General features: G+C 61.9%; 34 protein-coding genes and 1 tRNA gene. 15 read left to right on the top strand and 20 right to left on the bottom strand.

All coding sequences use genetic code 11. The annotated features are described in order from the left end of the window. Nucleotides 1–30: 30 nt before the first annotated feature. The 3 genes from ACK3SC_RS01175 to ACK3SC_RS01165 all read right to left on the bottom strand — a co-directional run bounded on the left by ACK3SC_RS01175 (nt 31) and on the right by ACK3SC_RS01165 (nt 953). Nucleotides 31–234 (bottom strand): hypothetical protein, encoded by a 204-nt coding sequence (locus tag ACK3SC_RS01175; protein WP_416838297.1) that lies wholly within the window; start codon nt 232–234, stop codon nt 31–33. Nucleotides 235–458: 224 nt separating this feature from the next. After that, nucleotides 459–532 (bottom strand) — tRNA-Arg (locus ACK3SC_RS01170). 43 nt (nt 533–575) lie between these two features. Continuing rightward, nucleotides 576–953: a YccF domain-containing protein gene (locus ACK3SC_RS01165; protein WP_416838296.1), complete on the bottom strand. Its 378-nt coding sequence runs from the start codon at nt 951–953 to the stop codon at nt 576–578. Between the two features lie 126 nt (nt 954–1,079). On the opposite strand from ACK3SC_RS01165, the gene ACK3SC_RS01160 reads away from it, so the two are divergent. Beyond that, a complete protein-coding gene (locus tag ACK3SC_RS01160) occupies nt 1,080–1,649 on the top strand; it encodes an AAA family ATPase (protein ID WP_416838295.1) in 570 nt (189 codons plus the stop codon). Further along, complete coding sequence (locus ACK3SC_RS01155; RefSeq protein ID WP_416838294.1) at nt 1,646–2,062, top strand: RNA-binding domain-containing protein; 417 nt, start codon at nt 1,646–1,648, stop codon at nt 2,060–2,062. Before ACK3SC_RS01160 ends, ACK3SC_RS01155 begins: the two co-directional genes overlap by 4 nt. A 56-nt stretch (nt 2,063–2,118) precedes the next feature. Here ACK3SC_RS01155 and ACK3SC_RS01150 read toward each other — a convergent pair whose 3' ends face one another. From ACK3SC_RS01150 to ACK3SC_RS01135, 4 genes are all read right to left on the bottom strand, one after another. Further along, complete coding sequence (locus ACK3SC_RS01150) at nt 2,119–3,120, bottom strand: nucleoside recognition protein (protein WP_416838293.1); 1,002 nt, start codon at nt 3,118–3,120, stop codon at nt 2,119–2,121. Nucleotides 3,121–3,171: 51 nt separating this feature from the next. After that, nucleotides 3,172–3,732, bottom strand: coding sequence for a magnesium transporter (locus tag ACK3SC_RS01145; RefSeq protein ID WP_416838292.1), 561 nt, complete (start codon nt 3,730–3,732; stop codon nt 3,172–3,174). A gap of 1 nt (nt 3,733) precedes the next feature. After that, nucleotides 3,734–4,315, bottom strand: coding sequence for a magnesium transporter (locus ACK3SC_RS01140; protein ID WP_416838291.1), 582 nt, complete (start codon nt 4,313–4,315; stop codon nt 3,734–3,736). Nucleotides 4,316–4,461: 146 nt separating this feature from the next. Further along, the gene (locus ACK3SC_RS01135; protein WP_416838290.1) at nt 4,462–4,968 is read right to left on the bottom strand and encodes a hypothetical protein; all 507 of its coding nucleotides are present in this window, start codon (nt 4,966–4,968) and stop codon (nt 4,462–4,464) included. A 179-nt stretch (nt 4,969–5,147) separates the two neighbouring features. On the opposite strand from ACK3SC_RS01135, the gene ACK3SC_RS01130 reads away from it, so the two are divergent. Beyond that, nucleotides 5,148–5,279 (top strand): hypothetical protein, encoded by a 132-nt coding sequence (locus ACK3SC_RS01130; protein WP_416838289.1) that lies wholly within the window; start codon nt 5,148–5,150, stop codon nt 5,277–5,279. Nucleotides 5,280–5,329: 50 nt separating this feature from the next. Here the strand turns inward: ACK3SC_RS01130 and ACK3SC_RS01125 are convergent, their stop codons facing one another. Next, nucleotides 5,330–6,718, bottom strand: coding sequence for a signal recognition particle protein Srp54 (locus tag ACK3SC_RS01125; RefSeq protein WP_416838288.1), 1,389 nt, complete (start codon nt 6,716–6,718; stop codon nt 5,330–5,332). Nucleotides 6,719–6,809: 91 nt separating this feature from the next. Here ACK3SC_RS01125 and ACK3SC_RS01120 point away from each other — a divergent pair, with 91 nt between their 5' ends. Then, nucleotides 6,810–7,808 (top strand): D-2-hydroxyacid dehydrogenase, encoded by a 999-nt coding sequence (locus ACK3SC_RS01120; RefSeq protein ID WP_416838287.1) that lies wholly within the window; start codon nt 6,810–6,812, stop codon nt 7,806–7,808. Nucleotides 7,809–7,817: 9 nt separating this feature from the next. Further along, nucleotides 7,818–8,435, top strand: a complete 618-nt coding sequence (locus tag ACK3SC_RS01115; RefSeq protein WP_416838286.1) for a LysE family translocator — start codon at nt 7,818–7,820, stop codon at nt 8,433–8,435. A gap of 81 nt (nt 8,436–8,516) precedes the next feature. On the opposite strand, the gene ftsY is transcribed toward ACK3SC_RS01115, so the two are convergent. The 6 genes from ftsY to ACK3SC_RS01085 form a co-directional block, all read right to left on the bottom strand. Then, nucleotides 8,517–9,860: a signal recognition particle-docking protein FtsY gene (ftsY, locus tag ACK3SC_RS01110; RefSeq protein ID WP_416838285.1), complete on the bottom strand. Its 1,344-nt coding sequence runs from the start codon at nt 9,858–9,860 to the stop codon at nt 8,517–8,519. Nucleotides 9,861–9,880: 20 nt separating this feature from the next. After that, nucleotides 9,881–10,351, bottom strand: coding sequence for a prefoldin subunit alpha (pfdA, locus tag ACK3SC_RS01105; RefSeq protein ID WP_416839918.1), 471 nt, complete (start codon nt 10,349–10,351; stop codon nt 9,881–9,883). Then, a complete protein-coding gene (gene rpl18a / locus ACK3SC_RS01100) occupies nt 10,351–10,527 on the bottom strand; it encodes a 50S ribosomal protein L18Ae (RefSeq protein ID WP_416838284.1) in 177 nt (58 codons plus the stop codon). Before rpl18a ends, pfdA begins: the two co-directional genes overlap by 1 nt. 81 nt (nt 10,528–10,608) lie before the next feature. Then, nucleotides 10,609–11,274: a translation initiation factor IF-6 gene (locus tag ACK3SC_RS01095; protein WP_416838283.1), complete on the bottom strand. Its 666-nt coding sequence runs from the start codon at nt 11,272–11,274 to the stop codon at nt 10,609–10,611. A 3-nt stretch (nt 11,275–11,277) separates the two neighbouring features. Next, complete coding sequence (locus tag ACK3SC_RS01090) at nt 11,278–11,556, bottom strand: 50S ribosomal protein L31e (protein ID WP_151111239.1); 279 nt, start codon at nt 11,554–11,556, stop codon at nt 11,278–11,280. Between the two features lie 3 nt (nt 11,557–11,559). Beyond that, entirely contained in the window at nt 11,560–11,712 is a 153-nt protein-coding gene (locus ACK3SC_RS01085) for a 50S ribosomal protein L39e (RefSeq protein WP_007544136.1), read from the bottom strand. 183 nt (nt 11,713–11,895) lie between these two features. On the opposite strand from ACK3SC_RS01085, the gene ACK3SC_RS01080 reads away from it, so the two are divergent. Further along, the gene (locus ACK3SC_RS01080) at nt 11,896–12,837 is read left to right on the top strand and encodes a DMT family transporter (protein ID WP_416838282.1); all 942 of its coding nucleotides are present in this window, start codon (nt 11,896–11,898) and stop codon (nt 12,835–12,837) included. Between the two features lie 12 nt (nt 12,838–12,849). Here the strand turns inward: ACK3SC_RS01080 and thpR are convergent, their stop codons facing one another. After that, nucleotides 12,850–13,404: an RNA 2',3'-cyclic phosphodiesterase gene (gene thpR, locus ACK3SC_RS01075; protein ID WP_416838281.1), complete on the bottom strand. Its 555-nt coding sequence runs from the start codon at nt 13,402–13,404 to the stop codon at nt 12,850–12,852. Nucleotides 13,405–13,430: 26 nt separating this feature from the next. Continuing rightward, nucleotides 13,431–14,024 (bottom strand): histidine phosphatase family protein, encoded by a 594-nt coding sequence (locus ACK3SC_RS01070; RefSeq protein ID WP_416838280.1) that lies wholly within the window; start codon nt 14,022–14,024, stop codon nt 13,431–13,433. 91 nt (nt 14,025–14,115) lie between these two features. Between ACK3SC_RS01070 and ACK3SC_RS01065 the strand changes: the two genes are divergently transcribed. Then, nucleotides 14,116–14,856: a tetratricopeptide repeat protein gene (locus ACK3SC_RS01065; RefSeq protein WP_416838279.1), complete on the top strand. Its 741-nt coding sequence runs from the start codon at nt 14,116–14,118 to the stop codon at nt 14,854–14,856. Then, nucleotides 14,856–15,158 carry a DUF424 domain-containing protein gene (locus ACK3SC_RS01060; RefSeq protein ID WP_416838278.1) on the top strand — a complete coding sequence of 101 codons (303 nt, stop codon included), beginning with the start codon at nt 14,856–14,858 and terminating at the stop codon, nt 15,156–15,158. Before ACK3SC_RS01065 ends, ACK3SC_RS01060 begins: the two co-directional genes overlap by 1 nt. A 75-nt stretch (nt 15,159–15,233) precedes the next feature. Here ACK3SC_RS01060 and ACK3SC_RS01055 read toward each other — a convergent pair whose 3' ends face one another. After that, a complete protein-coding gene (locus ACK3SC_RS01055) occupies nt 15,234–16,319 on the bottom strand; it encodes an ATP-binding protein (RefSeq protein ID WP_416838277.1) in 1,086 nt (361 codons plus the stop codon). 90 nt (nt 16,320–16,409) lie between these two features. Between ACK3SC_RS01055 and ACK3SC_RS01050 the strand changes: the two genes are divergently transcribed. The 4 genes from ACK3SC_RS01050 to sufU all read left to right on the top strand — a co-directional run bounded on the left by ACK3SC_RS01050 (nt 16,410) and on the right by sufU (nt 19,187). Beyond that, nucleotides 16,410–16,625 (top strand): hypothetical protein, encoded by a 216-nt coding sequence (locus ACK3SC_RS01050; RefSeq protein WP_416838276.1) that lies wholly within the window; start codon nt 16,410–16,412, stop codon nt 16,623–16,625. A gap of 132 nt (nt 16,626–16,757) precedes the next feature. After that, nucleotides 16,758–18,032 carry a bifunctional cysteine desulfurase/selenocysteine lyase SufS gene (gene sufS / locus ACK3SC_RS01045; RefSeq protein WP_416839917.1) on the top strand — a complete coding sequence of 425 codons (1,275 nt, stop codon included), beginning with the start codon at nt 16,758–16,760 and terminating at the stop codon, nt 18,030–18,032. 69 nt (nt 18,033–18,101) lie between these two features. Further along, nucleotides 18,102–18,689 (top strand): mechanosensitive ion channel domain-containing protein, encoded by a 588-nt coding sequence (locus ACK3SC_RS01040; RefSeq protein WP_416838275.1) that lies wholly within the window; start codon nt 18,102–18,104, stop codon nt 18,687–18,689. A gap of 72 nt (nt 18,690–18,761) precedes the next feature. Then, nucleotides 18,762–19,187, top strand: a complete 426-nt coding sequence (sufU, locus tag ACK3SC_RS01035; RefSeq protein ID WP_416838274.1) for a Fe-S cluster assembly sulfur transfer protein SufU — start codon at nt 18,762–18,764, stop codon at nt 19,185–19,187. A gap of 313 nt (nt 19,188–19,500) precedes the next feature. Here the strand turns inward: sufU and radA are convergent, their stop codons facing one another. The 3 genes from radA to htpX all read right to left on the bottom strand — a co-directional run bounded on the left by radA (nt 19,501) and on the right by htpX (nt 22,285). After that, the gene (gene radA / locus ACK3SC_RS01030) at nt 19,501–20,532 is read right to left on the bottom strand and encodes a DNA repair and recombination protein RadA (protein ID WP_416838273.1); all 1,032 of its coding nucleotides are present in this window, start codon (nt 20,530–20,532) and stop codon (nt 19,501–19,503) included. Nucleotides 20,533–20,716: 184 nt separating this feature from the next. Then, on the bottom strand, nt 20,717–21,322 hold the full coding sequence (gene pspAB / locus ACK3SC_RS01025; protein ID WP_416838272.1) for a PspA-associated protein PspAB: 606 nt from the start codon (nt 21,320–21,322) through the stop codon (nt 20,717–20,719). Nucleotides 21,323–21,403: 81 nt separating this feature from the next. Beyond that, complete coding sequence (htpX, locus tag ACK3SC_RS01020; RefSeq protein ID WP_416838271.1) at nt 21,404–22,285, bottom strand: zinc metalloprotease HtpX; 882 nt, start codon at nt 22,283–22,285, stop codon at nt 21,404–21,406. Nucleotides 22,286–22,401: 116 nt separating this feature from the next. Here htpX and ACK3SC_RS01015 point away from each other — a divergent pair, with 116 nt between their 5' ends. From ACK3SC_RS01015 to ACK3SC_RS01005, 3 genes are all read left to right on the top strand, one after another. Continuing rightward, nucleotides 22,402–23,292 (top strand): NAD-dependent epimerase/dehydratase family protein, encoded by an 891-nt coding sequence (locus ACK3SC_RS01015; RefSeq protein WP_416838270.1) that lies wholly within the window; start codon nt 22,402–22,404, stop codon nt 23,290–23,292. A gap of 69 nt (nt 23,293–23,361) precedes the next feature. Beyond that, nucleotides 23,362–23,988, top strand: a complete 627-nt coding sequence (locus tag ACK3SC_RS01010; RefSeq protein WP_416838269.1) for a phosphoribosyltransferase — start codon at nt 23,362–23,364, stop codon at nt 23,986–23,988. A 102-nt stretch (nt 23,989–24,090) separates the two neighbouring features. Then, nucleotides 24,091–25,218, top strand: coding sequence for a 60S ribosomal export protein NMD3 (locus ACK3SC_RS01005; RefSeq protein WP_416838268.1), 1,128 nt, complete (start codon nt 24,091–24,093; stop codon nt 25,216–25,218). The last annotated feature ends 145 nt before the right edge of the window (nt 25,219–25,363 follow it).

Genomic DNA, 25,363 nt, shown 5'->3' with positions numbered 1-25,363 from the left:
GTGGGCGTGAGTTGGACATCGTTTGAGGAGTTATTCACTTGGTTGCGTGTCGATGTGGTGGACCGCACTGGGCGAGATGAGCCGCCCGCTCGGGAGTTCGACCCAGCCATTGGGAAGCACTCGTACTGGTCCTTCGTGGAGTACGGTCTCCATCTCTGCATCACCGTAGACGACGGCGTTGTCGAGTGACCGGTCAACCAGTTCAACTAGGGGTCGGTCAGAAGCGAAGACCATGGGCAAGCCAACGAATCGACACGTATTGAGTGTTGGTTGCAGCGAATAGCCACCTGTGGAGTCGTTACTCCAAAGCCGCCACCGAAATCGAAAAGAACACGAGTTTGCTCCAACACGCCTCGCTGTCGCATAGCGGTTCCTTAGTATACAACAAAAGAGCGCGACGGGACTCCCGTGAGCATCGCGAACGGGAGTACGTCGCGCGAGCGAGGCCTCCGGCCGAGCGAGCGCGACGGGATTCGAACCCGCGGCCGTCGGATTAGAAGTCCGACGCTCTGTCCAACTGAGCTACGCGCCCTCGGTTCTCCAAAACAGGTGCCAAATGAAAAACGAATCGGCTTCTACCCGTCGAACCGGTAGAGCGACGTGACCACCGGAAGCCGGTTGAACATCCACAGCGCGATTGGGAGTCCGATAATCGTGACCGCGAAGAACGCCGCCACGTTCGCCCAGAGCCAACTCAGCCACCAGCCGACGAAGACGAAGTAGACGCCGCGAACGAGGAGCGACCGCTGGCCGGCCGCAGACTCGGGGTCGACCAGTGACCGAGGCTCCTTCAGCGTCAACACCGTCGGCACGAGATTGATGAGTTTGATGCCGAGTGGGATGCCGATGATGGTCAGATTGAGCAACCACGCGATGTTGACGACGGCGGGCGTCGCCCACCAGCCGACGAACAGAAACCAGATGGCTCTGACGAGGAACGACCGTTGTTTCATGGCTGACAGTATGTGACGAGAGACGAAAAGGAGCGTGGCCGAACCGACGCGGTTGGGCGGAGTGTTTCGGATGCCCGAAGCGACGTGAAGGGAGGGTTTAACAGCGCGAACACGGTATCACCGGCTATGAGAGTCATCGGGACGGTTGGTCTACCCGGCAGTGGAAAGGGTGAACTGGCTGAAGTCGCCCGCGACGCAGGCATCCCCGTCGTGACGATGGGAGACATCATCCGTCAGGAGTGTCGCAACCGGGGATTAGACCCGGCGACAGACCACGGAAAAATCGCGAAGACCCTCCGTGAAGAAGAAGGCGACGACGCCATCGCCGCACGTTCGCTCCCCGTCATCGAAGACCACCTCGAATCGAACGACGTGGTCGTCGTCGACGGCCTCCGCTCGGGTGTCGAACTCGACCGATTCCGTGAGGCGTTCGGTGACGAGTTCGTCCTCGTGAGCGTCGAAGCACCGTTCGAGATGCGCGCCGAACGACTCGGTGAACGAGGACGCGACGAGAGTGACACCGACGTCGAGTCACTGAAGAAACGTGAGCAGCGAGAGCTCGACTTCGGGATGGGCGAGGCGATGGACCGCGCGGATATCGTCATCGAGAACACCGGCACGCTCGAGGAGTACCAGGCGACCATCACGCGCCTGTTCGAAGACGGCCCTGCCGCAGTCGCCGGAGGAGACAGATGATATACAGCGCCGACGTTCGAATCGAAGTCCCAGTCCGCGATACCGAGGTGACAGACCGCGTTGGCGACGCTGTCGAGAATCTCTTCCCCGGTGTCGAACTCACGCACGAACCGGGGAAACTCGTCGCGGAGACCCACGAACTCGAGCGGTTTTCGGAGCGACTGCACGAACAGGCAATCCTCGATACCGCCCGACGAGAGTTCGACAAGCGCCGCGACGACGACGGATTCTCGTTCGCGCTGAAGAAGCAAGCGGCGTTCAAGGGAGTCGTCAACTTCTCCGTCGGCAACCCCGACGAACTCGGCGACATCGAGGTTCACGTGACCGTCCGCGACCCGTCTGTCGAAGAACTCATCGACTACATCGCGCCGCCGACAGAAGACGGTCGGCCAATCGACCCACAGAACCGCTGACTGAGCGTCAGTCGGACTGCTGGGGAGCGCCAGGAGGACTGCTGACGGATTCCGGTTCAGGCGACTAACAGCACCACTGCGATGGCGAGGAAGACGATTTTGAGGCCCGTGTTGACGACGATTACCTTCGACCCGAACTCAGCGCCCCAGATGCCGTACTGGAACGGAATCGAGCGCTTGAACGTCGAGACGGTGAAGGAGACGATGCCACCGATGAGCATCGTCGCCACAGCCTGACGCGGCGTGAACGTCGTTCCGATAGCGGGTGCGATGGTCGCCGCACCGGTCGTCGTGTCGAACGCGAAGGCGATGACGACGGGGACTGCTGCACCCGGAAGGCCGACGAGATTCGTCAGCGGACTGGCGAGGTTCGTGAGTGCTTCGAGGTCCGTCGTCTGCAACAAGAGCGTGACGAGAACGTAGACGATGGCGAGTCTGGGCACGATGCGGCGGAGCGTCTTCCACGTCCGTCTCGCTGCGTCGTCGGCCAGCGACCGAAGCGATTCGTCGTCGCTCTCACGGTCCTCTGGACTGCCTTCCGCGTCCACGTCGACTCCGGCTCCGTCTGTCTCGGCGATTGCAGTGGCCATGACGTTCCGGTCAGAAAGAAGCACCACGCCGGCGACGACGCCCGTGAGCGTAATCGCGAGTGCGATTGCAGCGCGCGCACCGACGTAGAGGAACCCGACTTCGCGGCCGAGGATGGGGATGAGAACCGGCCAGTAGTAGGTGAAGATGTGCTGGACGAATCCGAAGAACGTGTTGATGGTGACGGCGACGAGCGTCGCTCTGTCGTCCAAGACACCGGACTCGCGAAACTCGGCGAGCATCCCGTATCCCGCCGTCGTCGATGCCGCAGTCGTCACGATAGCCGTCCCAACTTCGTCGGGGAGGTTGGCAGGACTCGTCAGGTAGCGCGAGAGGCCGGCGATTCGCTCGACGAGGCCGAGTGCGACGACGAAATTCGCCGCGAAGACACCGATGGCGATGTACGCGGCGATACGCACGACTCGGGGGAGCACATCGAGCAGAACCGGGACGACCGTCGACGACTGCACAGCCAGAGGTAGCGGCGCACGAACTAATCGGCGTCGGTCGATGAGCGGCACTCAGATGAGCAGTTGCGACACCGCGAACAACACCACCACACCGAGGACGTCACAGACGTTGGTGACGACGGGGATGACCACGTCGTCGGGGTCGAGACCGAACCGGTAGGCGATGTAGGTGGCGGTGAACGTCACGAAGACGGCCAGCACGGCGAGTGAGACACCACTGGTCGAAGAGACGAGGACCACCGTCGAGAGTGACAGCGCGGCACTCCCGGCGATGAGCCCCGACAGTATCCACGCGCCCACCCCGATAATCGGAAACACCGTCAGTGCGAGAATCACCGTCGCGATAGCGTTGCCCGCGAGTTCGTCGTCCGCCGGAGAGAACGACAGCGTCCCGAGGTGGAACGACGTCGAGAGTCGCGCCGCGAGGATGCTCCCGAGGTTGCCCGCCGTCCCGATCGTGACGGGAACGAGGATGAGCAGCGAGGGATACCGGAGTAACTCTGCCTCGAAACTGCCGAGAATGAGGCCGCTCCCGAGTTCGACCAGCGTGAGTACGAGTAAGACGGGGAGCATCGCCCGCGAAATCGCCCGGACGGTCCACTCCGTGGGCACGTCAGGACACCCCGGCGATGGCGAGGACTGTTCGGACGGCGATGAGTAAAAAGAGGATACCGAAGACGTCGCCAGTGGTCGTCACCAGCGGGCCAACGATGGTGTCGGGATTCCGACCGCGTCTGTACCCCGCGAAGACGACGGTGATGACGACGACGACGAGGACGATTCCAGACAACAGCCCCGCCACGATGGCGATGCCGACGAGAATCGGGAGCGGCGCGACTGGCTTTCCGAGGAAGGTGAGGAGGAAGAACGCGACGATGGAGGCGAACGTACTCGTCAACACGCCGTTGGCGAGGGCGGCAGTCGCGGCGGCCCGCAGTCGCCTGTCGCCACCGACGACGTACGGTTCGATGAGACCCTGATGCAGTGCGGTGGCGATTCGAGCGCCGAGCGAGCCATAGACGTTCCCACGCGTCGCCAAGAGTGCCGGGACGAGAACGAGCAGGCCGGGGACTGCCCGGAGTTCGGCGCGCATGCCGCCGAGGACGACGCCCGCGATGAGGCCACCGACGAGGCTCGCGGCGAGCGCAGGCAGGGCTTCATTGTAGGCCTCGACTGCGACGTCGCGCACCGTCATTGTCGGGTGCGACGGACCCGAGCGTTAAAAGTCGGCCGTATATCGAATCAGCAGTGGGAATCGGGACTGTGAATCGACGCGCTGACTACCTGTACTCGTGTGTATCTTGCGGCGTCAAAAAAAGACGTAACCCGTGTCCGTCGACGTTACTGCGAGTTGACTTTGGCAGGACCGAACGCCGCTTTGTAGTTGTACTTGCAGTACACCGGGTCGTTGCAGTCTTGTTTCTGCGAGTTGAACCTGAACCACTGACCGGACTTCCTGTATGGGTACAACTTCTTCCGGGTGGCGATGTACCCGTACTTTTTTCTCCGTTTCTTCCCCTTACTGGTGGGTTTCTTCATCCGTTTGTACTGGATTTTGTAGAAGTTGTACGTCTTATCGGCCGACTGACTCGCGTTACAACTCGCGGGCAGATCCTTCCGGTTGACCTTCTTGATGACTTTCCACGGCCGTTTTCGCTGGAAGCTATACTTTTTGAAGAGCGCAACGCCGCCCGTTTTGTTCTTCACCTGCTGGCCATTGTCTGTTGCCGCCGCCTCGCCTGCGAACGCCGCTCCACCGAGGGCAAGCGCCCCAACGGTTGCTGCACCTTTCCGCATGACTCGTCGTCGTGAGACACCATCCGGTGTCGTGCTATCTTCTGTGCTCATAGTCACTCTGAGAGGACTTTCGCGAACCCCTCACTCAAAATCGTCAACGCACTGCATATTAAAACATGTTTGTGGATTGTCAGATTTTCACCGACAGACGAACTTCTCATTATCCTAACACTACGAGCGTGGTAGTTATAGAACCCAACGTAACATAAGAAGACTGTCAGATTTGCCAGATGTTCAGAGACAGGAGACAGGAGACAGACGAGGAAAGTGAAGAGAGGGGAGGGAAAAAATGGGGAGAAGGGACGAAAAGAGGTGAAGAGAAGGGAGGGAAAAGAGTGGGGAGAAGGGATGAAAAGAGGTGAAGAGAAGGGACGAAAAGAGGGGAAAAAAACCCGGAGAGAAAGTCAGCGAATCAGAACGGGCCCATGCCGCCCATACCGCCCATCCCGCCACCGCCCTGTTTCTGGAGTTTCTTCATCATCCGCTGCATGTCGCCGTCGCCCATGCCCTGGAACTGTTTGATGGTCTGTTCCATCATGCGGTGTTGTTCGAGGAGTTCCTGAATCGTCTCTTCGTCCTGTCCGGACCCTTGCGCGATGCGTTTGACGCGAGACGCGCCGACGATGCGCGGGTTCTCCAGTTCTTCGTCGGTCATGGAGTCCATGATGACCTCGAACGAACGCATCCGGTCTTTGGTCACGTCCATCGCGTCGTCCGGTAACTGGTCTTTGAGGCCGCCGCCGAGACCCGGAATCATGTCGAGGACCTGGTCGAGTGGCCCCATCTTGTTCATCGCTTCCATCTGCTTTTGCATGTCCTTGAGGGTGAAGTTCCCCTTCATCATCTCCTCGGGGTCCCAGTCTTCGTCTTCGGCCTGGGTCTCGGACATGGCGCGTTCGACGCGCTCGGAGAGTTGCTTCAGGTCGCCCATCCCGAGCAGGCGGGAGATGAAGCCGTTCGGTTCGAATCGTTCGATGTCCTGGACGGTCTCACCCATTCCGAGGAAGGCGATAGACGACTCCGTCTCGTTGACGGCGGTCAGCGCACCGCCACCTTTCGCCGTCCCGTCGAGTTTGGTGATGACGACGCCGCCGATACCGATGGACTCGTCGAACTGCTGAGCCTGGTCTTTCGCACCTTGCCCGATTGCCGCGTCGAGGACGAGCAGGTTCAAGTCGGGTTGGACGACCGATTCTATCTCTTCGATTTCGGCGATGAGGTCGTCTTCGAGGGCGTGGCGACCGGCCGTGTCCACGATGTGGATATCGGCGTCTTTGGTCGCTTCGAGGCCCTCGCGGGCGATCTGGACCGGGTCGTCGCAGTCGGGGTCGCCGTAGAACTCGACCTCGGCGCGTTCACACATCTGCTTGGCCTGGTCGTAGGCACCGGGGCGGAAGGTGTCGGTCTGGATGACTGCCGGACGAAGTCCTTTCTTCGAGAACCACCACGCCATCTTGGCGGAGGTGGTGGTCTTGCCCGACCCCTGCAGGCCGGCGAGCATAATCGTCTGCGATTCGAGCGGAATCTCCGTCGACTCACCGATGAGGCCGACGAGTTCTTCGTAGACGATTTTCAGGACGTGGTCGCGAGCGTTCGTCCCACCCGGAGGCTCTTCCTCCAGTGCCCGGGTCTTGATGGAGTCAGAGAGGTCCATGACGAGGCTGACGTCGACGTCTGCAGAGAGCAAGGAGCGCTGAATCTCCTTGACGATCTCCTGGACGTCCTCCTCGTCGAGACGGGATTTACCCCGCAGCTTGTCGAGACTGCCGCGGAGAGAACTCCCGAGATTATCGAGTACCATTGTCCCAACCTACGCCGTCGCGCGGGTAAAGGCTTTATCCGTCGCGTCCGCAGGCGAACACCTATCGGGTATGCGACCAACAAGCAGCACAATGACTCGAATCCTCGTATTGGACCAACCCGCTCACGACATTCCCGCCGGAGAGTACGCCGATGCGCTCCGAGAGCGACTACCAGAGGCGACTATCGTCCACACGAAGACAACCGCCGAAACGATCGACGCCGCCCGCGACGCCGACGTCATCACGGGAACCTACCTCAACGACGACGTGCTCGCCGCTGCAGACAGCCTCCAGCTATTCGCGGGCGCGGCAGCGGGATACGACCACCTCCCACTTGCCGAACTCCGTGAGCGAGGCGTCGTCGTCACGAACGCCTCTGGTGTCCACGGCCCCAACATCGCCGAACACGTCATCGGCTGGCTGCTGTCGATTACGCGCCGCCTCGACGAAGGCATTCGTCGGCAGGAACGACACGAGTGGCGGGCGTTTCAGGCATACGGTGAACTCATGGGTTCGACTGTGACCGTCGTCGGTCTGGGCGCAATCGGGCAAGCGATCGTCGAGCGTCTCGAACCCTTCGGTGTCGAGACGATCGGCGTTCGCTACACACCCGAGAAAGGCGGGCCGACAGACCGCGTGGTCGGCTTCGACGAGATGGAATCCGCGCTGGTCGAGACGGATTATCTCGTTCTCGCGTGTCCGTTGACCGACGAGACGAGCGGCCTGATAGACCAACAGGCGTTCACCTCGCTGCCGGGTCACGCCGTCCTCGTGAACATCGCCCGCGGTGGTGTCGTCGAGACCGACGCACTCGTCAGGTCGATTCAGCGCAACGGCATTCGGGCCGCCGCACTCGACGTGACCGACCCCGAACCGCTCCCGAACGACCACCCGCTGTGGGACTTCGAGAACGTCTACCTCACGCCGCACGTCTCGGGCTACACGCCGCACTACTTCACGCGGTTGGCGGATATCCTCGCGGAGAACGTCGAGCGATTGGCGTCCAGCGACGACGCGGGGACGGCCGAGACGCCGCTCCGGAACCAGGTGCTTCCCGAAACCGCACGTACTTCATCCGAGAACACATAGCGGAAGTCGATGACGGCGCTCGTCTTCGGATTGCAGCTGACGACTCTCCTCGCGTTCTCCGGGGCGGCAATCGCACTCATCCTCACCCCCGGCCCGGATACGATGTACGTCCTCGCCCGCGGCCTCGACGGGCGCAAATCGGGTGTTCGGTCGGCGTTCGGCATCGCAACGGGCGTGCTCTTTCACACGCTCTTGGCGACGCTCGGTGTCGCCGCTCTCCTCCGAGCGGTTCCCGAGGCGGCGATGGCTATCCAGTACGTCGGCGCGGCCTACCTCATCTATCTCGGAATCGTCGCCTTCCGGGACGACGAGTTCGACCCGTCTGTCGAGACGGGCGCGTCGGGGAGTTTCCGGCGCGGCGTTCTCGTCAACGCCCTGAACCCGAAGGTAGCGCTGTTCTTCCTCGCGTTCCTTCCCGGATTCGCCGGACGCGGACCGGATGCAGCAGCGCGGATGGCACTCTTGGGAGCACTGTATGCGGTGTTGACGGCGATATACCTCTCCGGTGTCGCACTCGGCTCTGACCGACTCGGCGACACCCTCGCCGAGACGCGCGTCAGTCGGATACTCAACTACGTCGGCGCGGGGACGATGCTGCTACTGGGTGTCGTACTCGCAGTGGAATGAGACGGCGGACCGAAGAAGAAACGACGGACTGAAACGAGAAAAGAAACGGACTGGACAGCAGAGCGCCAGCGACGACAGTGCTTACTCGTCCTCGCCGAGGAGGCGTTCGACCATCGCTTCGGGGTCGAACCGCTCGATGTGCTCGTACCCCTGCCCGACGCCGAGGAACAAGATTGGCTTGCCCGTCACGTAGGCGATGGAAATCGCCGCACCGCCGTTGGAGTCGGCGTCGGCCTTCGTGAGGATGGCACCGTCGATGGACGCCGCGTCGTTGAACTTCCGGGCGCGTTCGACGGCGTCCTGTCCGGCGACTGCCTCGTCCACGAAGATGGTGAGGTCCGGACCGACGACGCGGTCGATTTTCTCTAACTGCGCCATCAGGTCGTTCGACGTGTGGAGGCGACCGGCCGTGTCACCGAGCACGATGTCGACGTCGTGCGCGTCGGCGTACTCGACGGCGTCGTAGATGACTGCCGCCGGGTCGCCACCCTGTTCGTGGGTGATGAGTTTCTTGTCGAGCGCCTTCGCGTGTTCGCGAATCTGCTCGTTCGCACCTGCGCGGTAGGTGTCACCGTTGGCGAGCACCGTCGAGTAGCCCTGCTTCTCGAAGTAGCGGGCGAGCTTCGCGATGGTCGTCGTCTTCCCGACGCCGTTGATGCCGGTGAAGATGAGGGTGACAGGTTTGTCCGCTTCTGCGATGTGCTGGTCGAAGTCGAACTGCCCGACGCTGATGACGTCGTAGAGGGCGTCGTGGAGCGCTTCGGAGACGAGTTGGCCCGTACTCTGGACCTGCTTTCGCGTCTCGCCGACGAGTTTCTCGCGAATCGTGTCGAGAATCTCTTCGGCAACCTGCATCTCCACGTCGCTCTGAAGCAGTGCCATCTCGAGTTCCCACAGCGGGTCTTCGAGGTCTTCTTCCTCGATGACGACTTTCCCGGTGGCGAACGCCGCGGCACGCTTCAATCGACTCGCACTCGACGCGTCTTTCTCGTCGGTGTTGGCGAGCGCCTGCTTCGCCGCGTCCGACGCGAGCGACTCTCGCGCAGGTTCGTCGGCGTCGGTATCGGCGTCGGCGTCCGCAGTTGCAACTTCTTCGGCATCCGCAGTTGCAACTTCTTCGGCATCCGCAGTTGCAACTCCCGCGGCGTCGGTGTCGGCAGCTGTCGACGCTTCGGCCGCGTCAACTTCCGGTTCGGAACCCGTGTCTGCGTCCGATTCGGCCGTCGTCTCGGCAGTCGACGAATCGACCGTCTCGGTCTCGGCAGACGCGGCGTCTGCCTGTGCTGGTTCCATCGCGTCGTCGGATTCCGCCGCTGCCTCGGCGTCTGCCTCGGCCTCCGAAGCTGCTGCTTCGGCTTTCTCTTCGGCGGTGTCTTCGACGTCTTCCCGGAAGCGGTCGAGTTTCTTCTTCAGTCCGTCGAACATCTGAATAGTGGGTTACGAGGTTACTCGTCGTCGCCGTCTTCGCTCTCGGCCTGCATCTGCTGCATCTGCTGCATCTGCTGTTGCTGCATCTGCTGTTGGGCCTGCATCGCCTGCTGTTCGATCTGTTCGCTCTCTTCTTCGAGCTCTTCGATCTGGCCGCGGAGGCTCGCAATCTCTTCGTCGAGCATGTCCTGCTTGCGGCGCAGCGCTTCGACAGCGTCAGACTGGTTCTGTTCGGCCGCGTAGTTCGCACCGAGCGAGACGATGATTTCGTCGATGTCCTGCACTTCGGCGCGGAGGTACGCGTCGCCACCGAGCGGGACCTGCACGGTCGAGCCCGTCTCGAGCGTCTCGATTGCTTCGACGGCTTCGTCGATTTCGGCCTTCTCGTCTTCGAGGTCCGAGACCTCACCTTCGAGGCCTTCGATCTCCTGGTCGAGTGCCTGCAGTTCCTGGGAGAGCTGCTGAAGTTGCTGCTGACCGCCACCCATCATGCTGCGGACACCTCCGAGAGTTCGACCTTCATACGCTTGATACCGTGTTCACTGCCGATGAGGGAGAAAACACGTTCTTGTGCGACGTTCTCGTTGGGTGCGTCCACAGTTTTGGTGAACTTGTGGGTCACTCCACGACTCGTGAAGCTTCCAGAGATAGTGAACTGGCTCATGGATTTCGGTCAGGTGGCAAGCGGGAAGAGTCTTCCTACTCGGAGCGAAAACGAGCCGCGAAAAGGTGGAACGAGCGGCCCTCAGTCGATGTAGTCGAGGGCGTCTTCGATGCGGCCCAGTTCCGGACCGGTCGTATCTTCACCGACGATGTACGACTCGTCGTTGGCGACGAGGCCAGACCCGACGAGTGGCCCACCGTAGTTGATGGTTCCAAGGTCGGCGCGAACGTTCAGCAGTTCTTCGAGTGCTTCGAGTTCGGGTTCGCGGGATTTCGGATGGCAGAGGACGCCACGGTTGGTGGCGACTGCGGCCATCCCCACGGTTCGAACGTCACCGAGGTCACCGCGTTCGACGGGAACTGCCAACGCTTCTTCGACGGCCGCGACGGCTTCGTCGGAGAGATCAGCGTGGACGTACGCACCGTAGTCGTTCGCGAGAACGACGTTCCCAGCGGCGTTGATTCGACCGGGAAGTTCGTAGACGGGAAGGTCTACGACTTCGGTGAGAGCCTCCTTTTCGCGGGTCGTCGCTCGACTCGACACGAGTAGTCCGTTCTCGTTACCCGTCGCTAACGCACCGACGGTCCCGGACCCACCGATGGTCGTCTTGACCAGCGGCACGTCGAGTTCCTCGGCCATCCGCTCGGCGAGTGAATCGTCGGCGTCGGGGCGAACCAGGAGGATGTCGTCGGTCGCCCGAGCGAAGACGCCGATGTAGGATGAACCGGCGAAGGAGGCGCGGAGCACCGTTTACTCGGCCGGTTCGGCTTCGACGACCGACTCGCCGTCCTCGTCGAAGCGCGCGGCGCGGACGCGGAACTTGCTCGGCGGGTCCTGTCGACCGCTTGCCCAGATGCTCTCGTTGATCTGGGGGTCGAGACGCACGTCGTCGGCGTCGACCTTGAAGTGCTTCGCGAGGTGCTCGCGGATGATCTTCATCGCGCGGCCTGCTCGTTCGTAGGACGGGACAGCTTTCACGTCGCGGAGCGGGACGGTGACGACGCGCTCCTCGAAGTCGTTTGCGCTCATTGCTTACTCGTCCGTGTTGCTTCGCCGCCAGTTGCGACGCTTGGGGTTTCGCGTAACTTCCATGTCGGTTTTGAGCATGACCCACGCTGGGACACGACTGTTCTGACGTTCGAGCTTCGCCAGACGCTTCTTCTTAGCCTTCGACTTCTTACCCATAGTGGCCTACAGTTTCCTTCCTCCGCATAAAATCTTGTTCCTTCGCGTTTCAGGGGTGTGAGAACCGTCCACAGGCCCGAATCTACACGGTTTATCCGGGGAATGCACCGAACGCTGTCCGATTCGGCCGACTGCGAAGAGAATCGACTCATTCAGGTTCGTGGGTCGTCAAGCCCTGCGTGAATGAGTCGGGTCCGAACCCTCGTCGTCTTTCTCACCATCTCTGCGGTCTGGGGGAGTGCGTTCCTCGCGACCGATATCGCCCTCCAGACAGTTCCGCCGGCGTTCCTCGCTGCGGTTCGGTTCGACATCGCGGCAGTGCTCTTGTTCGCACTCACCATCGCTCGCGGCGACCGGTTCCTTCCGGCGGCACGCGCCGAGTGGCGGCCGATTCTCACTGGCGGTGTGCTCAGCATCGGGGCGCACCACGCACTGTTGTTCTCGGGGCAGGTGTACATCGCCGGGTCGGTTGCGTCCGTCCTCCTCGGAATCGTCCCACTGGCGACGCCGACGCTCACTCGCCTCACCAGTTCGCGAAAACGGCTCAGACCCGTCCAGCTTGCAGGTCTCACGGTCGGATTTCTCGGTCTCATCGTCATCGCCAATCCGGACCCCGAAAACCTCCTCTCGTCGAACCTCCTCGGCATCGGGTTGGTGCTCGGGTCGGCGCTCGCCTTCGCACTCGGGGCCGTCTTCACCCACGACAGCGAGACGAGCATGTCACTGCTCGCGGTCCAGTCGTGGATGATGCTCATCGGTGCTGTCACCCTCCACTTGACGAGCATCGCACTCCCGTGGGAGTCCGCCGCCGACGCAGTGTGGGTACCAGCAGCACTTGTCTCGACGGCGTACCTCGCTGTCGTCGCCGGAGCGGGTGGGTTCCTGCTCTACTTCTGGCTTCTCGACCGGGTCGGACCTATCGAAGTTGGCCTCCTCGAGTACGTCATCCCACTGTTCGCCGCCCTCGCCGAGTGGGTCGTCCTCAGCCGAGTTCCGACGCTCTCGACCGTCGCCGGGTTCACCCTCATCTTCGTCGGGTTCCTGCTGTTCAAACGAGACGCGGTTCGCGGAGAACTCCGCCGTGCCGTGGACCGAACCCGAACTCGAACACCGAGCGACGAGTGAGTGGTTCGAAACTCACAGCGAAAACCGCGACACAGTCTCGTACTCTGGGCCGTCAGGTCCGAGTTCGCTCTTCTTCAGCCGAACCTCGCGAACACGGAACGACCCGATTGTCGGGTCTTCGCGTTCGACGACGCGACGAACGTAGTCCTTCCCGCGTGCGTCGTTCATGCGGGCGAGCGTGACGTGCGGAGAGAAGTCGTGGCTCTCGGCCTCGAATCCGATTTCTGTCGTCTCTCGTTCGATCGCGTCGTGGAGCCGAATCATCTCGTCGGCACCGTCTTCGACACCGGTCCAGACGACGCGGATGTAGTCGAGTGATGGAAACACACCGAGACCACCGACCGACGCGTCGAACTGGTCGACACCGGCGTCGTCGATGGCTGTTTCGACGGCATCTTCCACCGCAGGAACGCGGTCCGACGGCGTCTCACCGAGGAATTTGAGCGTGACGTGTGCCTGTTCAGAGTCGGTGAACCGGAGGCCGTCTGCGTCTTCGAGCAACGACTGGGCCGCCGCGACACCCTCCGAGAGCGACGACGGGATGTCGATAGCGAGGAAGAGTCGCATGGCAATCAATTGATGTGAAAACGACGTTAAGCTTCCGCCGGTTCCTCATCCGGTGGCGTCCACGTCCGGACGAGGCCAGCGAGTTCCCCTTCGATGAACGTCGCTTCGTACACGTCTGGCATCGACAGACTGTTCCAAAACTCGTAGCCGTAGCGCGGGTCGAAGGCGTTGAAGACGAGTGCCATGAGCGTTCCGTGGGTGCCGACGACGACGTGTCGGCCGGGGTACGCCTCGACGACTCGTTCGACGGCTGCGACACCGCGTTCCTGCGCCTCGGCGTGTGACTCGCCACCGGGGTGTGACGCAGTTGGATTCGCCCAGAGTCGTTCGACGGCCCACTCGAAGTCGTCGACGTGTTCGTCCGCGAGTTCGCGTTCCCGAAGGTCCTCGTCTTCGATGAGCGGGACGCCTGCGGCGTCTGCGATGCCCTCGACGGTGGCGCGGGCGCGCGCGAACGGACTCGTAACGACGACATCCGCGACGGACGCGAGGTGGGCAGTGACTGCGGCGGCATCCCGTCGGCCACGGGCCGAGAGACCACGACTCCGTTCGGCGTCTGGAACGTACGGGGAGTGAGCGTGTCGGACGAACGAAACCACTGTCGTCGCGGGGTACGGCATTCTGGGGACGTACGCCGACTGACGCTAAAAAGCGGTCGGTGACGCGCCTCTGACGTAGCGTTTAACCGCCGTGAATCCTAATCGCGCCCATATGACCGACGACGGCAAGCGACCCCACCGATTCTCTGAAGGGCAGGGGTTCGACGAGGATTACTCCGACTTCTCGCTCGACCCGCCCGAACTCTCGGTGGACCCGACGAAGGTCGACCCAGTCGACTCGCGCGTCCTGACCGACATCCTCGACCGGCGGAACATCGACCCCGAAGACGTCGATGTCGAGAAACTGCTCGACATCGCGCTCTCGTACATGCAAATCAACCGCTTCGAAGAGGCGACAGAGGCATTCGAGCGGGCCGCACGCTTCGCCGAGGACGACTCGTCCATCGAACAGGAGGCGTGGGTGAACAAAGGTGCCGCACACGCCCAACTCGAAGAGTGGGACGAAGCGGTCGGGTCGTACCGAGAGGCGCTCCGAATCGACGACGATAGCGAACACGCCGCGACGGCCCACACCAACCTCGCGTACGCGCTGTGGGAGTCGGGCCAGACCGCCGACGCCCTCGACCACGCCGAACGCGCCGTCGAACTCGACCCGCGCTTCCCGCAGGCGTGGTACAACCGTGGCTTCTTCCTCCTCGAACGCGGCCTGAGCGAAGACGCCGTCAACGCCTTCGACAACGCCATCCGTCTCGGAATGCGCACCCCTGCAGTCCACGAGGAGAAGGCACGCGCACTCGAAGAACTCGGCCGTGACGAAGAGGCAGAGCAGGCACAACAGCAGGCCGACGACATCCGCGAGCAGGCCGAAGCGGAACTCGTCGAGGAGTACTGATGCTCCTGCGCGAACGCGAGACCCCGGAAGGGCTTCTCGTCTCGGTCTGTGACGTAGACTGCCTCGGAGAGACGTACACCGACGGCGGCGTCTCGCTGGACGTGACCGAGGACTTCTACGGTGGCGACGAGGCCGAGACGGTGGACCAGGACGCCGTCGTCGAGAGTCTCACCCGCGCCACCGTCGCCAACATCGTCGGCGAAGAGTCAGTGAGAGTCGCCATCGACGCCGGACTCATCGACGAAGAGACGGTTCTCGAAGTCGGTGGCACGCTCCACGCACAACTGCTCTGGCTTCGATAATCGGTTCACGTCGTCGCTGCCTCGTCACAGTCGTTCGGTTTTTCGCCCGTTCTTCTCCGACACGTTCGACCGGCGTTAGTCCACCAGTTCGACGCCCGTGATTTCGAACCGCGCACCGCCGGATTCCGACTCGGTGAGGTCCAGACACCAACCGTGCGCTGCGACCACCTGTGAGACGATCGAGAGTCCGAGACCCGTTCCGTCCGTCCCCGAGGAGTAGCCGTCTTCGAACACCGTGTCGCGCTCGTCGGGTGGAATCCCGACGCCGTCGTCTTCGACGTAGATGCCAGTTCGGTCCTCGTCGGTGAGCGGTCCGACTGTCACCGTCACCGGGTCGTCGTCCGGTTTGCCATGCTCCACTGCGTAACCAGACGCAGTCTGGTTGCCTGTCGAACCGTGTTCCACGGCGTTCCGATACAGGTTCTCGAAGACGTGTGAGAGGAGGTTCGGGTCGGCTTCGAATCGTATCGAGTCGGTGACGACCAGCGACGCATCGCCCGTCTCGACGTGTCGCCACGCCGATTCCGCTTCCGTCTCGAGTTCGACAGTCGCCCACTCGGTCACGCTGTCGTGTCGGGCCAACACGAGTGCGTCCGAGATGATTTCGTCCATGCGTTCGAGTGCATCGACGATGCGGCCGAGACGGCCAGTTTCGACGCCGTCGTCCAGCAGCGTTTGGGCGTAGCCGAGGGCGACAGACAGCGGGTTTCGCAGGTCGTGTGAGAGGATGCTGGCGACGTTCCGCAGGCGACTGGCCTTTTCGTCTGCTTCGAGTTCAGCGAGCTTCCGGTCGGTGATGTTCAAGTGGACGACCTGGACGTAGGTTTCGCCCTCGTGGGAGAACCGAGACGCCCGCATCGTGAACCACCGGCGCTCGCCGGGAGAGTGACACGGGTATTCGTGCGAGAACGCGTCTCGTTCGCCGTCGATGACCGAGCGAATCCCCGCGCCGATATCGCCCACCTCGACGTCGTCGCTCACCTCGCAGACACCGAGATAGTTGCTCCCGATAGAAGCGGCGTCACCGACGTAGCCGTTTTCCTCTCCGAACGTTCGCCACGCTCGATTCGTGTAGAGAATCTCTCCGTCCGTATCTAAAATCGCGAGTTGCATCGGCAGTGCCTCCAGACTGGAGGTGGCGAGGGGAGACGAAGGAGACATACCCACACTAACCAGCGTCCACTACTTGATGGTTCGCCCGCCAGCGGTGTGCGCCGGCAGTTATTTTCTTTCAGCGTATCGATAGCAGGTGTGCCCTCGAAATCGACCACGCATCCCGCCGTTCTCGTCAAACTCGACGCGATAATCGGGTTACTGCTCGTCGTGAGCCTCCTTCTCGCACTCATCGCCATCACGCTCTCGGGCGTCTTCGGTGTCGTCGGCGTCCTCGTCATCGCCATCCTCGGTGTCGTCGGATGGTACGCCTATCTTCAGAACCTGAGTCGGTACGCGGCGGGCAGCGACTGAACACCGCAGTCACCATCGAACGTCGGAGATTCCGGCATCGCTGGCCGGATGTTCGAAACCACGAATGGTTTCATCAGCACGTTTGGACCGAAGACGTGTTGTGCCTCGGGGCTAAACTCAATCACAATGGGAGTGCAGGAACCGTACCCTGTCGACGTCGATGCCATCCGCAAGGACTATCCTATTCTTCAGCGGAAGGTCGGCGGCGACATCTCGACGCCCGGTGAGCACGACGACGATACCATCCCCCTCGTCTATCTCGACAACGCCGCGACGAGTCAGACGCCGAAACAGGTCGTCGACGCCATCGTCGACTACTACTACGGGTACAACTCGAACGTCCACCGTGGTATCCACAGCCTGAGTCAGGAAGCCTCTGTCGCGTACGAGAACGCGCACGACCGAGTCGCCGAGTTCATCGGTGCCTCCGGCGGACGCGAAGAACTCGTCTTCACGAAGAACACCACCGAGTCGATGAACCTCGTCGCCTACGCGTGGGGTCTCGAAGAACTCGGACCGGGTGACTCTGTCGTCCTCACGCAGATGGAACACCACGCCTCGCTGGTCACGTGGCAGCAAATCGCCAAGAAGACCGGCGCAGAGACGCGCTTCATCCGCGTCGACGACGACGGCCGACTCGACATGGAGCACGCGAAAGAACTCATCGACGACTCCACGAAGATGGTCTCTGTCGTCCACGTGTCGAACACGTTGGGTACCATCAACCCTGTCGCCGAACTCGCCGACATGGCCCACGAAGTCGGGTCGTACATCTTCGTCGACGGTGCGCAGTCGGTTCCGACCCGCCCCGTCGACGTGGAGGCTATCGACGCCGACTTCTTCGCGTTCTCCGGCCACAAGATGTGCGGACCGACGGGCATCGGTGCGCTCTACGGCAAACGCCACATCCTCGACGAGATGCAACCGTACCTCTTCGGCGGCGAGATGATACGTCGTGTCACCTTCGAGGATTCGACGTGGGAGGACCTTCCGTGGAAGTTCGAAGCGGGAACGCCACCCATCGCACAGGGTATCGGATTCAGTGCCGCCGTCGACTACCTCGACGACATCGGCATGGAGAACGTCCAGGCACACGAAGAACTCCTCGCCGAGTACGCCTACGACCGCCTGAGCGAGTTCGACGACATCGAAATCTACGGCCCGCCGGGCGACGACAGAGGCGGCCTCGTCGCGTTCAACCTCGACGGCGTCCACGCCCACGACCTGTCGAGCATCCTCAACGAACAGGGTATCGCCATCCGCGCCGGCGACCACTGTACGCAACCACTCCACGAAGTGCTCGGTGCCGCCGCATCGACGCGAGCGTCCTTCTACATCTACAACACGAAAGAGGAAATCGACAAACTGGTCGAGGGACTGCAGGTCGCACGCGACATCTTCGCCTGACTAGGGACGGACGAGGGCGAGTTTCACTCGCCCCAATACATTTGTTCTGCTGACACGTCATCCGGTCGTATGCTCCAAACGGTGACCGGATTTCTCCTCGATACGTTCGAGACGACGCTCGTCGAGTTCGGGAACGTCGTTCGCAACGCCACACCGAAGATACTCACGGGAATCGTCTTCGTCGGCCTCGCGTACGTCGGTATCAGAGCGATTCTGTACGTCCTTCGGGGCGTCCTCGACGGAATCTACCCGGAAGAACAGGATCTCGTCGTCGACCTCGGCGTCGCGATCGCCAGTGTCTTCCTCTGGTTCGGCGCGGCGCTGGCACTGTTGAACATCGTCGGAATGACCGAAATCGCGGCGAGTCTCGGGACCGCCGCCGGGTTCATCGCACTCGGCGTCTCCTACGCGCTGTCGAACATGATTGCCGACACCGTCGCCGGTGTCTATCTCCTCCGTGACCCCGATTTCAACCCCGGCGACAGGGTAAAAGCCGACCCCGTCACCGGCACGGTGACCGCCATCGAACTCCGGAAGACGCGATTCGAGAGCGACGAAGGCGACACCGTCGTCGTCGCCAACCGCGACGTCGAAAAGAAGTGGACGAAGTACGACGAGATGGAGGCGACGACTGCCGCCGCGACCGAGACGGTGTAAGCGCCGAAATCGGACGATTCGGCCGCCCCGGAACCCTTTTACGGCGCTCGGGCGTACCCCCGACGAACACCAATGGGCATTGGCTCAGACATGTATCGTCAGCAGATTTTGGACCACTACAAGAACCCCCGTAACCACGGCCGACTGGAGTCTCCGACGTTCAGTCACACGGGGGAGAATCCCTCCTGCGGCGATACGATTACGATGGACGTGCAGCTCGCTGACGACGGCGAGACGATCGAGCGCGTCGCGTTCTCCGGTGATGGGTGTGCCATCAGTCAGGCGTCCGCGAGCATGCTCACGCAACGACTTCCGGGGACGACACTCTCCGAACTGGAAGCGATGGACACCGACGACATCACGCAGATGCTCGGTGTCGATATCTCGCCGATGCGCATCAAATGTGCCGTCCTCGCGCGACAGGTCGCACAGGACGGTGCGAAGATTCACGAAGGCGAAATCGAGATAGACAAGACGAAGACCGAAGACGGCGCGTAAGCCGACCTGCGAGTTCTCTTCGTTCGACCGAGTGGCGAGCGCAGCGGCTGGTTCTCCTTCTTCGGTTCTGTACCGTCGCTCGCCGGCGGCGGAAGGGGGAAAGAATAGAGCGCGTCGGTCAGCGGTGTACTGCCTTACTCGGGCTTCAGACCGGCTTCCTGTACACGCCCACCTTTTGCGCTGCGGACTGCGTTGCAGTCCTCGGCAAAAGCTGGACCAAAAGCCTCGTCACTCCCGTTGGTCGTTCCTCGGCCCGTTCGGTCGCTCCGCTCCCGAACGGTGGAAAAGGGGAAGAGGAAACAGAGTGTGAACCTTACTCGGGCTTCAGACCGGCTTCCTGCACGCGCATGACGGCTTCGCCGTCGGCGAGGTTCGGCGCGTCGACGAGGCGGACGATACGCTTGTCGCCCTTGGACTTGCGGAGGTAGATACGGAACGTCGAGGTGTGGCCGAGGATGTTGCCACCGATTGGCTGGGTCGGGTCACCGAAGTAGGAGTCGGGGTTCGACGCGACCTGGTTCGTCACGAGAATTGCCGTGTTGAAGAGGTCGCCGATGCGCATCAGGTCGTGCAGGTGCTTGTTGAGCTTCTGCTGGCGTTCTGCGAGCTGGCCACGGCCGACGTATTCGGCGCGGAAGTGGGCAGTGAGCGAGTCGACACAGACCAGTCGAATCGGCCAGTCGGTGTCTTCGTGTTCACCGGCGAGTTCCTTGGCCTTCTCGGCGAGGAGAATCTGGTGGTTGGAGTTGAACGCCTTCGCAACGTGAATCTTGTCGAGGACGTCCGCGATGAGCGCGTCCATCGCGTCTTCGTCACTTGGAGAGCCTTCGATTCCGCGGTCGTCCATCGTCGCCTGGAGCACGTCGTCTTCGAGGCCGCGGACCATGTCGTCGATACGCTCGGGGCGGAACGTGTCTTCGGAGTCGACGAAGATACAACCGCCTTCGAGGCCGCCGAATTCGCTGGGGAGTTGGATGTTGACTGCGAGTTGGTGGGTAATCTGGGACTTCCCGGAACCGAACTCACCGTACACTTCGGTGATGGACTGCGTTTCGAGTCCGCCGCCGAGGAGTTCGTCTACCTCGTCGATTTGCCAGCTGAGCTTGCCGATCTGCATGCGCCGTTCGAGAACCATCGAACCGGTCTCGAAGCCACCGATGTCAGCGGCTTTTCGTGCGGCGTTGATGATGTCGGACGCAGTGCTCGTACCGATGTCAGCCTTGTTCGAGAGTTCACTCGGGCTCGCGACTGCAATCGATTGATAGCTGTCGTAGCCGGTGTCCGTGAGTTTGTCGGCGGTCGCTGGGCCGACTCCGGGGAGACTTTCGAGATCGTCTTCTGCCATACATCGTCGTTCCGCCTATACCACCATAAACCCTCGTTAACAGCAGAGTGAAAGTGAAATCGATAGACTTCGAGGGGCCGATGACGAGCGTCTGACGAGGGTTCAAGTCGGAAGCCGCACAGATTGCGGTGCGAACAGAGCGTCGAGGTGAGGAAAAAGAGACCTCAGAAGCAGTTGTTCGTCGTCACTCCCACGGGTGGCCGTCGGGCGTCGAGGGCCACAGCGGGTACCAGTAGCCTTCGTCGTCTTCGATTTCGAGTTCGCCGTCGAGGACGGATTCGAGTTTGAACTCCAGTTTCTGGTTTCGCTTCGACGTGCTCTGCGGCGAGAATGGGTAGTACGCGCCCCGGCGGAACGAGTAAATCCAGTAGGCTCTGTCGCCTCCCTTTCGGAATCCGAAGAGTGCGGCGAGGAGGCGAGATCCGTAGCCACGCTCGATGAACTCGTCTGCTGCGAAGTGGACGCTCGTCACGAGGTCCTCCGGGTCGTCGTCTGTGAGGACGACCCAGTTGTAGCCGTGTTCGTCAGTGTGGCGCTTGAACTCCGTGCCAGTCTCTTCGCTCCCGGCGCTGAGGATGGCTTCGACGGAGTCGACGGTGTCTGCGAAGTCGGTGCTGTCTACAGAGGAAAAACAGAGTGCCGCTTCGTCGGCCGAGTCGAATCCGAGGTCAGCCTCCATCGTCAGATACGCCGTACTCATCCCAAAGAGGTCGTCGGGGTCGGCCCGAGTCGTCGCGTCCGACTCGGCGCTGATTCCGAGGACAGACCGAAGTGAATCGAAGAGTCCCATAGCCATCGCTAGGGTGTCCGAGAACTTATAGGGTGTATCGAAACGAAAGCGAATCGAACCGAGAGCGGAATCGAGTCCGGGTTAGAACGTCTCCATCTCGCGTTCCATGTCGCGGAGGCGCTCGACGCGCTTGTCGGTCGATGGGTGGGTGCTGAACAGTTTTCCGATGAAGTCGGACTTGATTGGGATGATGAAGAACGCGTTCATCTCCGAGGTATCGCGCATGTCGCGCTTGGGGACGTTCTCCATCCGGCCCGAAATCTTCAGCAGGGCAGACGCCAGCGCCGATGGTCGGCCCGTGATGATTGCCGCCCCGCGGTCTGCGGCGAACTCACGGTAGCGCGAGAGCGCCCGAATGAGCAGGTACGAGATAATCCAGACGACGAGCGACGCGGCGATTGCGACGATGACAGGCATGTTCTGGCGGTTGTCGTCGCCGCCGAACAACCAGCCCCAGCGGACGATGAGGAACGCGATGCTGGAGAGGAACGACGCGATCGTCATGACCATCACGTCGCGATTCTTCACGTGTGCGAGTTCGTGCGCGAGCACACCCTCTAACTCGTCGTCGTCGAGGGTGCGAAGCAGGCCGGTCGTCACACAGACGGCCGAGCTCTTCTGCGAGCGACCCGTCGCGAAGGCGTTCGGCATGGACGAATCCGAGATCGCCACCTTCGGTTTCGGCAGGTCGGCCTGCTGGGAGAGACGGCCAATCATCGCGTGCAGTTTCGCCGCCTGTGGCCCGTCGTCTTCGTCGACGACGTGTGCGCCCATGCTGTAGAGCGCGATTTTGTCGCTGAAGAAGAACTGGGCGAAGAGGAAGATGCCCATGAACGCGACTACGACAGAGAGGTTGGTGAAGTAAAGGGCCAACACCCCTGCGAAGACGATGTAGAGAGCGAACAGGAGGAACATCGTAAACGCCATGCGCCCGCGAAGTCCCCAGTCCGGTTTCCATTCCATACCCCGTGATTAGTAATCCGACTAATAAACGCTGTTGGAATGCGACAAGGTAGCACACTGCTGGCGACCAAACTGAGACACGTGGCTTTAGCACGCTCGCTTACAATCGACAACATATGGAAACTGTCATCGTCACCGGCGCACTCGGGCGCTCCGGTCGCTGGATTACCGACCGACTGGCCGACGAGTACGACGTGGTCGCCGTGGACCTCGACCAACCAGGATTCGAAATCGATGCCCGCGAGACCCTCGATTTCCGCGCTGCCGACCTGACGAACATGGGTGAGGTCGCCGACCTCGTGGCCGATATCGACCCTGGCGCAGTGGTCCACTGGGCGGCCATCCCGTCGCCGACGCGCCACGCTGGAACCCGCGTCTTCGAGACGAACGTCCAATCGACGTACAACGTCCTCGTCGCTGCCGCCCGTGCCGACGCGCGAATCGTCTGGGCCTCCTCCGAGAGTGCGTACGGATTCGCGTTCGCAGACGAGACGCCGCTCCCCGACTTCCTCCCCATCACCGAAGACCACCCACTTCGACCCGAAGACCCCTACGGAACTGCCAAAGTCGCGGGCGAGGAGGTGTCGAAGATGGTCGCACGGAAGTACGGCGCTTCGACGTGTGCGATTCGGCCGTCGTGGATTCAGTATCCCGGCGAGTACAACTGCCGCGGTGTCGCAGAATCGGGTGACCTCGCGGGCGGGGCGGGCAACTGTTGGTCCTACGTGGACGTGCGCGACGTGGCAGAACTCGTCGCTGCCGCGCTCGACACGCCCGTCGACGGCCACGAAGCAATCCACGCGGCGGCCGCAGAGACGTACCTCGGACGACCAACTGCTGACGCAGTCGAGGAGTTCTGGGGCGAGTTGCCGGCCGAGTGTACTCTCGACGGCGAGGAATCGGCCCTCTCGACGGTCAAAGCAGGAGAACTATTCGACTGGGAACCAGCCCATTCGTGGCGACGGGCCACCGACGAATCCGTGCCGAAACCGGCGCTCTGGGAGTGAGTAGCCCGCCCGCGTCGGACGAAAATAAGGCACATCATTTTCCCGGCAGGGTGCATATGACCAGATAACATGTTCGCCGATAGAAAAGACGCGGGCCGGCGGCTAGCAGACCTGCTCGACGAGCAGGGAGAAGAGGCGGACCTCGTCCTCGCCATCCCCCGGGGAGGACTCCCAGTCGGCAGAGAAGTGGCCGACCGACTCATGGCACCGCTCGACGTCGTCGTCGCGTCGAAAGTCGGCGCGCCGGGGAACCCGGAACTCGCACTCGGGGCCGTCGCTGGCGATGGAAGCGCGTGGTGGAACGACGAACTCCTGTCGTACCTCGACGTCGACGACGAGTATCTCGAACGAGAGCGCGAACGTGAGGCGGAGACCGCCCGCGAGAAAGTGCTGCTGTACCGCGGTGACGGCCCACTCCCCGACGTGGAAGGCAAGCGCGTCATCGTCGTCGACGACGGTGTCGCCACGGGTGCAACCGCCCGTGCCTGTCTGCGACAGGTCGTCGCCAGCGGGGCAGAACGCGTCGTCCTCGCCGTGCCAGTTGCGCCGCCGAACACCGTGCGCGAACTCGCAGACGAATGCGACGCCGTCGTCACCGTCGAATCCCCCGAGGCGTTCGGCGCAGTTGGGGTGTTCTACCGCGACTTCTCGCAAGTATCGGACGAAGACGCCGCGGCGTATCTCGACACCGAGTGACCATCGGGGTGACCACCGGGTTGAACATCTGGCCTTGAGACGAGCGGAGGCTATCGGACGCATGACGCGGAACTTAAGCGCCCGAACGGACTAGACCCGCCGATGAGCGAATCCCGCGACTTCTGTCCCCGATGTGGGGACCCCATTCCAGAGCGAGCAGACCCGCTCCCCGGAATGCCGCGTGAACGAGACGACGTGGTCTGCGACTCGTGTTACTTCGAGGATTTCGACCTCGTCGATGCGCCCGACAAGGTACAGGTCCACGTCTGTGCGCAGTGCGGTGCGATTCACCGAGGAAACCGGTGGGTGGACGTCGGTGCCCGCGACTACACCGACATCGCTATCGAAGAGGTGTCGAACTCGCTCGGTGTCCACCTCAACGCACAGGAAGTCAGCTGGGGCGTCGAACCCGAACAGATAGACGAGAACAACATCCGGATGCACTGCCACTTCTCGGGTATCGTCCGCGGCACGCCAGTCGACGAATCGATCGTCGTGCCGGTGAGCATCTCCCGCGAGACGTGCCAGCGCTGTGGCCGCATCGCCGGTGGCTACTTCGCGAGTCTCCTCCAGGTCCGCGCCGACGACCGAACGCCGACGAAAGAAGAGGCCGAAGAAGCCATCGAGATCGCCGAAACCTACATCGCCGAACGTGAAGAGAAAGGCGACCGCGACGCGTTCATCTCGAGCATCAAACGGACGCCCAACGGCCCGAACATCAAGATTTCGACCAACAAGATGGGAAGCAGCGTCGCCAAACAGATCCGCGAGCGACTGGGTGGGACGATCGACGAACACCCGACGCTCGTCACGGAAGACGGTGATGGGAACGAAGTCTACCGCGTCACCTTCGTCAACCGACTGCCGCGCTACACTGCCGGCGACATCATCGACCCCGAAGACGGCGACGGACCGGTCCTCGTCAGGAGCAACCGGGGACGACTCAAGGGAGTTCGACTCGCCAGCGGCGACGACTACGAATCCGAGTTCGAAGACGGTGAACGACCCGACGCAGAACATCTCGGGTCGACCGACGACGTCGAAGAGACGACCGTCGTCACTGTCGAAGACGAGTACGCAGTGCAGGTACTCGACCCCGTGACGTTCGAAGCGAAGACGATTCCTCGACCGGACTACTTCGACCCGGACGCCGCGATGGTTCCGGTGCTGAAGAGTCAGTCGGGAATTCACATCGTCCCCGACGACGCCGTCGACGACGAAGACGAGTAATAACGGACACACGCGGGATTGCGCAAACGCGAAGCGTTTGCGATGTCCGTCGCGCGAGCGCGATGGGATTCGAACACACCGCTGCTTTTCGCTTGACACCAGTCGCTTTCGTGTCGGAACGAATCGAGACGCAGAACGTCGGAGA

This window comes from Haloferax sp. DFSO52, assembly GCF_048158745.1.
GTDB lineage: Archaea > Halobacteriota > Halobacteria > Halobacteriales > Haloferacaceae > Haloferax.
Note: the sequence above shows the minus strand (reverse complement) of the source record. Positions and strands in the feature narration are given on the sequence as shown.

Coding starts and splice junctions, on each gene's coding strand:
- ACK3SC_RS01175 (WP_416838297.1), bottom strand. CDS start 234: ATGGTCTTCGCTTCTGACCGACCCCTAGTTGAACTGGTTGACCGGTCA.
- ACK3SC_RS01165 (WP_416838296.1), bottom strand. CDS start 953: ATGAAACAACGGTCGTTCCTCGTCAGAGCCATCTGGTTTCTGTTCGTC.
- ACK3SC_RS01160 (WP_416838295.1), top strand. CDS start 1,080: ATGAGAGTCATCGGGACGGTTGGTCTACCCGGCAGTGGAAAGGGTGAA.
- ACK3SC_RS01155 (WP_416838294.1), top strand. CDS start 1,646: ATGATATACAGCGCCGACGTTCGAATCGAAGTCCCAGTCCGCGATACC.
- ACK3SC_RS01140 (WP_416838291.1), bottom strand. CDS start 4,315: ATGACGGTGCGCGACGTCGCAGTCGAGGCCTACAATGAAGCCCTGCCT.
- ACK3SC_RS01135 (WP_416838290.1), bottom strand. CDS start 4,968: ATGAGCACAGAAGATAGCACGACACCGGATGGTGTCTCACGACGACGA.
- ACK3SC_RS01130 (WP_416838289.1), top strand. CDS start 5,148: ATGTTCAGAGACAGGAGACAGGAGACAGACGAGGAAAGTGAAGAGAGG.
- ACK3SC_RS01125 (WP_416838288.1), bottom strand. CDS start 6,718: ATGGTACTCGATAATCTCGGGAGTTCTCTCCGCGGCAGTCTCGACAAG.
- ACK3SC_RS01120 (WP_416838287.1), top strand. CDS start 6,810: ATGACTCGAATCCTCGTATTGGACCAACCCGCTCACGACATTCCCGCC.
- ACK3SC_RS01115 (WP_416838286.1), top strand. CDS start 7,818: ATGACGGCGCTCGTCTTCGGATTGCAGCTGACGACTCTCCTCGCGTTC.
- ftsY (WP_416838285.1), bottom strand. CDS start 9,860: ATGTTCGACGGACTGAAGAAGAAACTCGACCGCTTCCGGGAAGACGTC.
- pfdA (WP_416839918.1), bottom strand. CDS start 10,351: ATGGGTGGCGGTCAGCAGCAACTTCAGCAGCTCTCCCAGGAACTGCAG.
- rpl18a (WP_416838284.1), bottom strand. CDS start 10,527: ATGAGCCAGTTCACTATCTCTGGAAGCTTCACGAGTCGTGGAGTGACC.
- ACK3SC_RS01090 (WP_151111239.1), bottom strand. CDS start 11,556: ATGAGCGCAAACGACTTCGAGGAGCGCGTCGTCACCGTCCCGCTCCGC.
- ACK3SC_RS01085 (WP_007544136.1), bottom strand. CDS start 11,712: ATGGGTAAGAAGTCGAAGGCTAAGAAGAAGCGTCTGGCGAAGCTCGAA.
- ACK3SC_RS01080 (WP_416838282.1), top strand. CDS start 11,896: ATGAGTCGGGTCCGAACCCTCGTCGTCTTTCTCACCATCTCTGCGGTC.
- thpR (WP_416838281.1), bottom strand. CDS start 13,404: ATGCGACTCTTCCTCGCTATCGACATCCCGTCGTCGCTCTCGGAGGGT.
- ACK3SC_RS01070 (WP_416838280.1), bottom strand. CDS start 14,024: ATGCCGTACCCCGCGACGACAGTGGTTTCGTTCGTCCGACACGCTCAC.
- ACK3SC_RS01065 (WP_416838279.1), top strand. CDS start 14,116: ATGACCGACGACGGCAAGCGACCCCACCGATTCTCTGAAGGGCAGGGG.
- ACK3SC_RS01060 (WP_416838278.1), top strand. CDS start 14,856: ATGCTCCTGCGCGAACGCGAGACCCCGGAAGGGCTTCTCGTCTCGGTC.
- ACK3SC_RS01055 (WP_416838277.1), bottom strand. CDS start 16,319: ATGTCTCCTTCGTCTCCCCTCGCCACCTCCAGTCTGGAGGCACTGCCG.
- ACK3SC_RS01040 (WP_416838275.1), top strand. CDS start 18,102: ATGCTCCAAACGGTGACCGGATTTCTCCTCGATACGTTCGAGACGACG.
- sufU (WP_416838274.1), top strand. CDS start 18,762: ATGGGCATTGGCTCAGACATGTATCGTCAGCAGATTTTGGACCACTAC.
- radA (WP_416838273.1), bottom strand. CDS start 20,532: ATGGCAGAAGACGATCTCGAAAGTCTCCCCGGAGTCGGCCCAGCGACC.
- pspAB (WP_416838272.1), bottom strand. CDS start 21,322: ATGGGACTCTTCGATTCACTTCGGTCTGTCCTCGGAATCAGCGCCGAG.
- htpX (WP_416838271.1), bottom strand. CDS start 22,285: ATGGAATGGAAACCGGACTGGGGACTTCGCGGGCGCATGGCGTTTACG.
- ACK3SC_RS01015 (WP_416838270.1), top strand. CDS start 22,402: ATGGAAACTGTCATCGTCACCGGCGCACTCGGGCGCTCCGGTCGCTGG.
- ACK3SC_RS01010 (WP_416838269.1), top strand. CDS start 23,362: ATGTTCGCCGATAGAAAAGACGCGGGCCGGCGGCTAGCAGACCTGCTC.
- ACK3SC_RS01005 (WP_416838268.1), top strand. CDS start 24,091: ATGAGCGAATCCCGCGACTTCTGTCCCCGATGTGGGGACCCCATTCCA.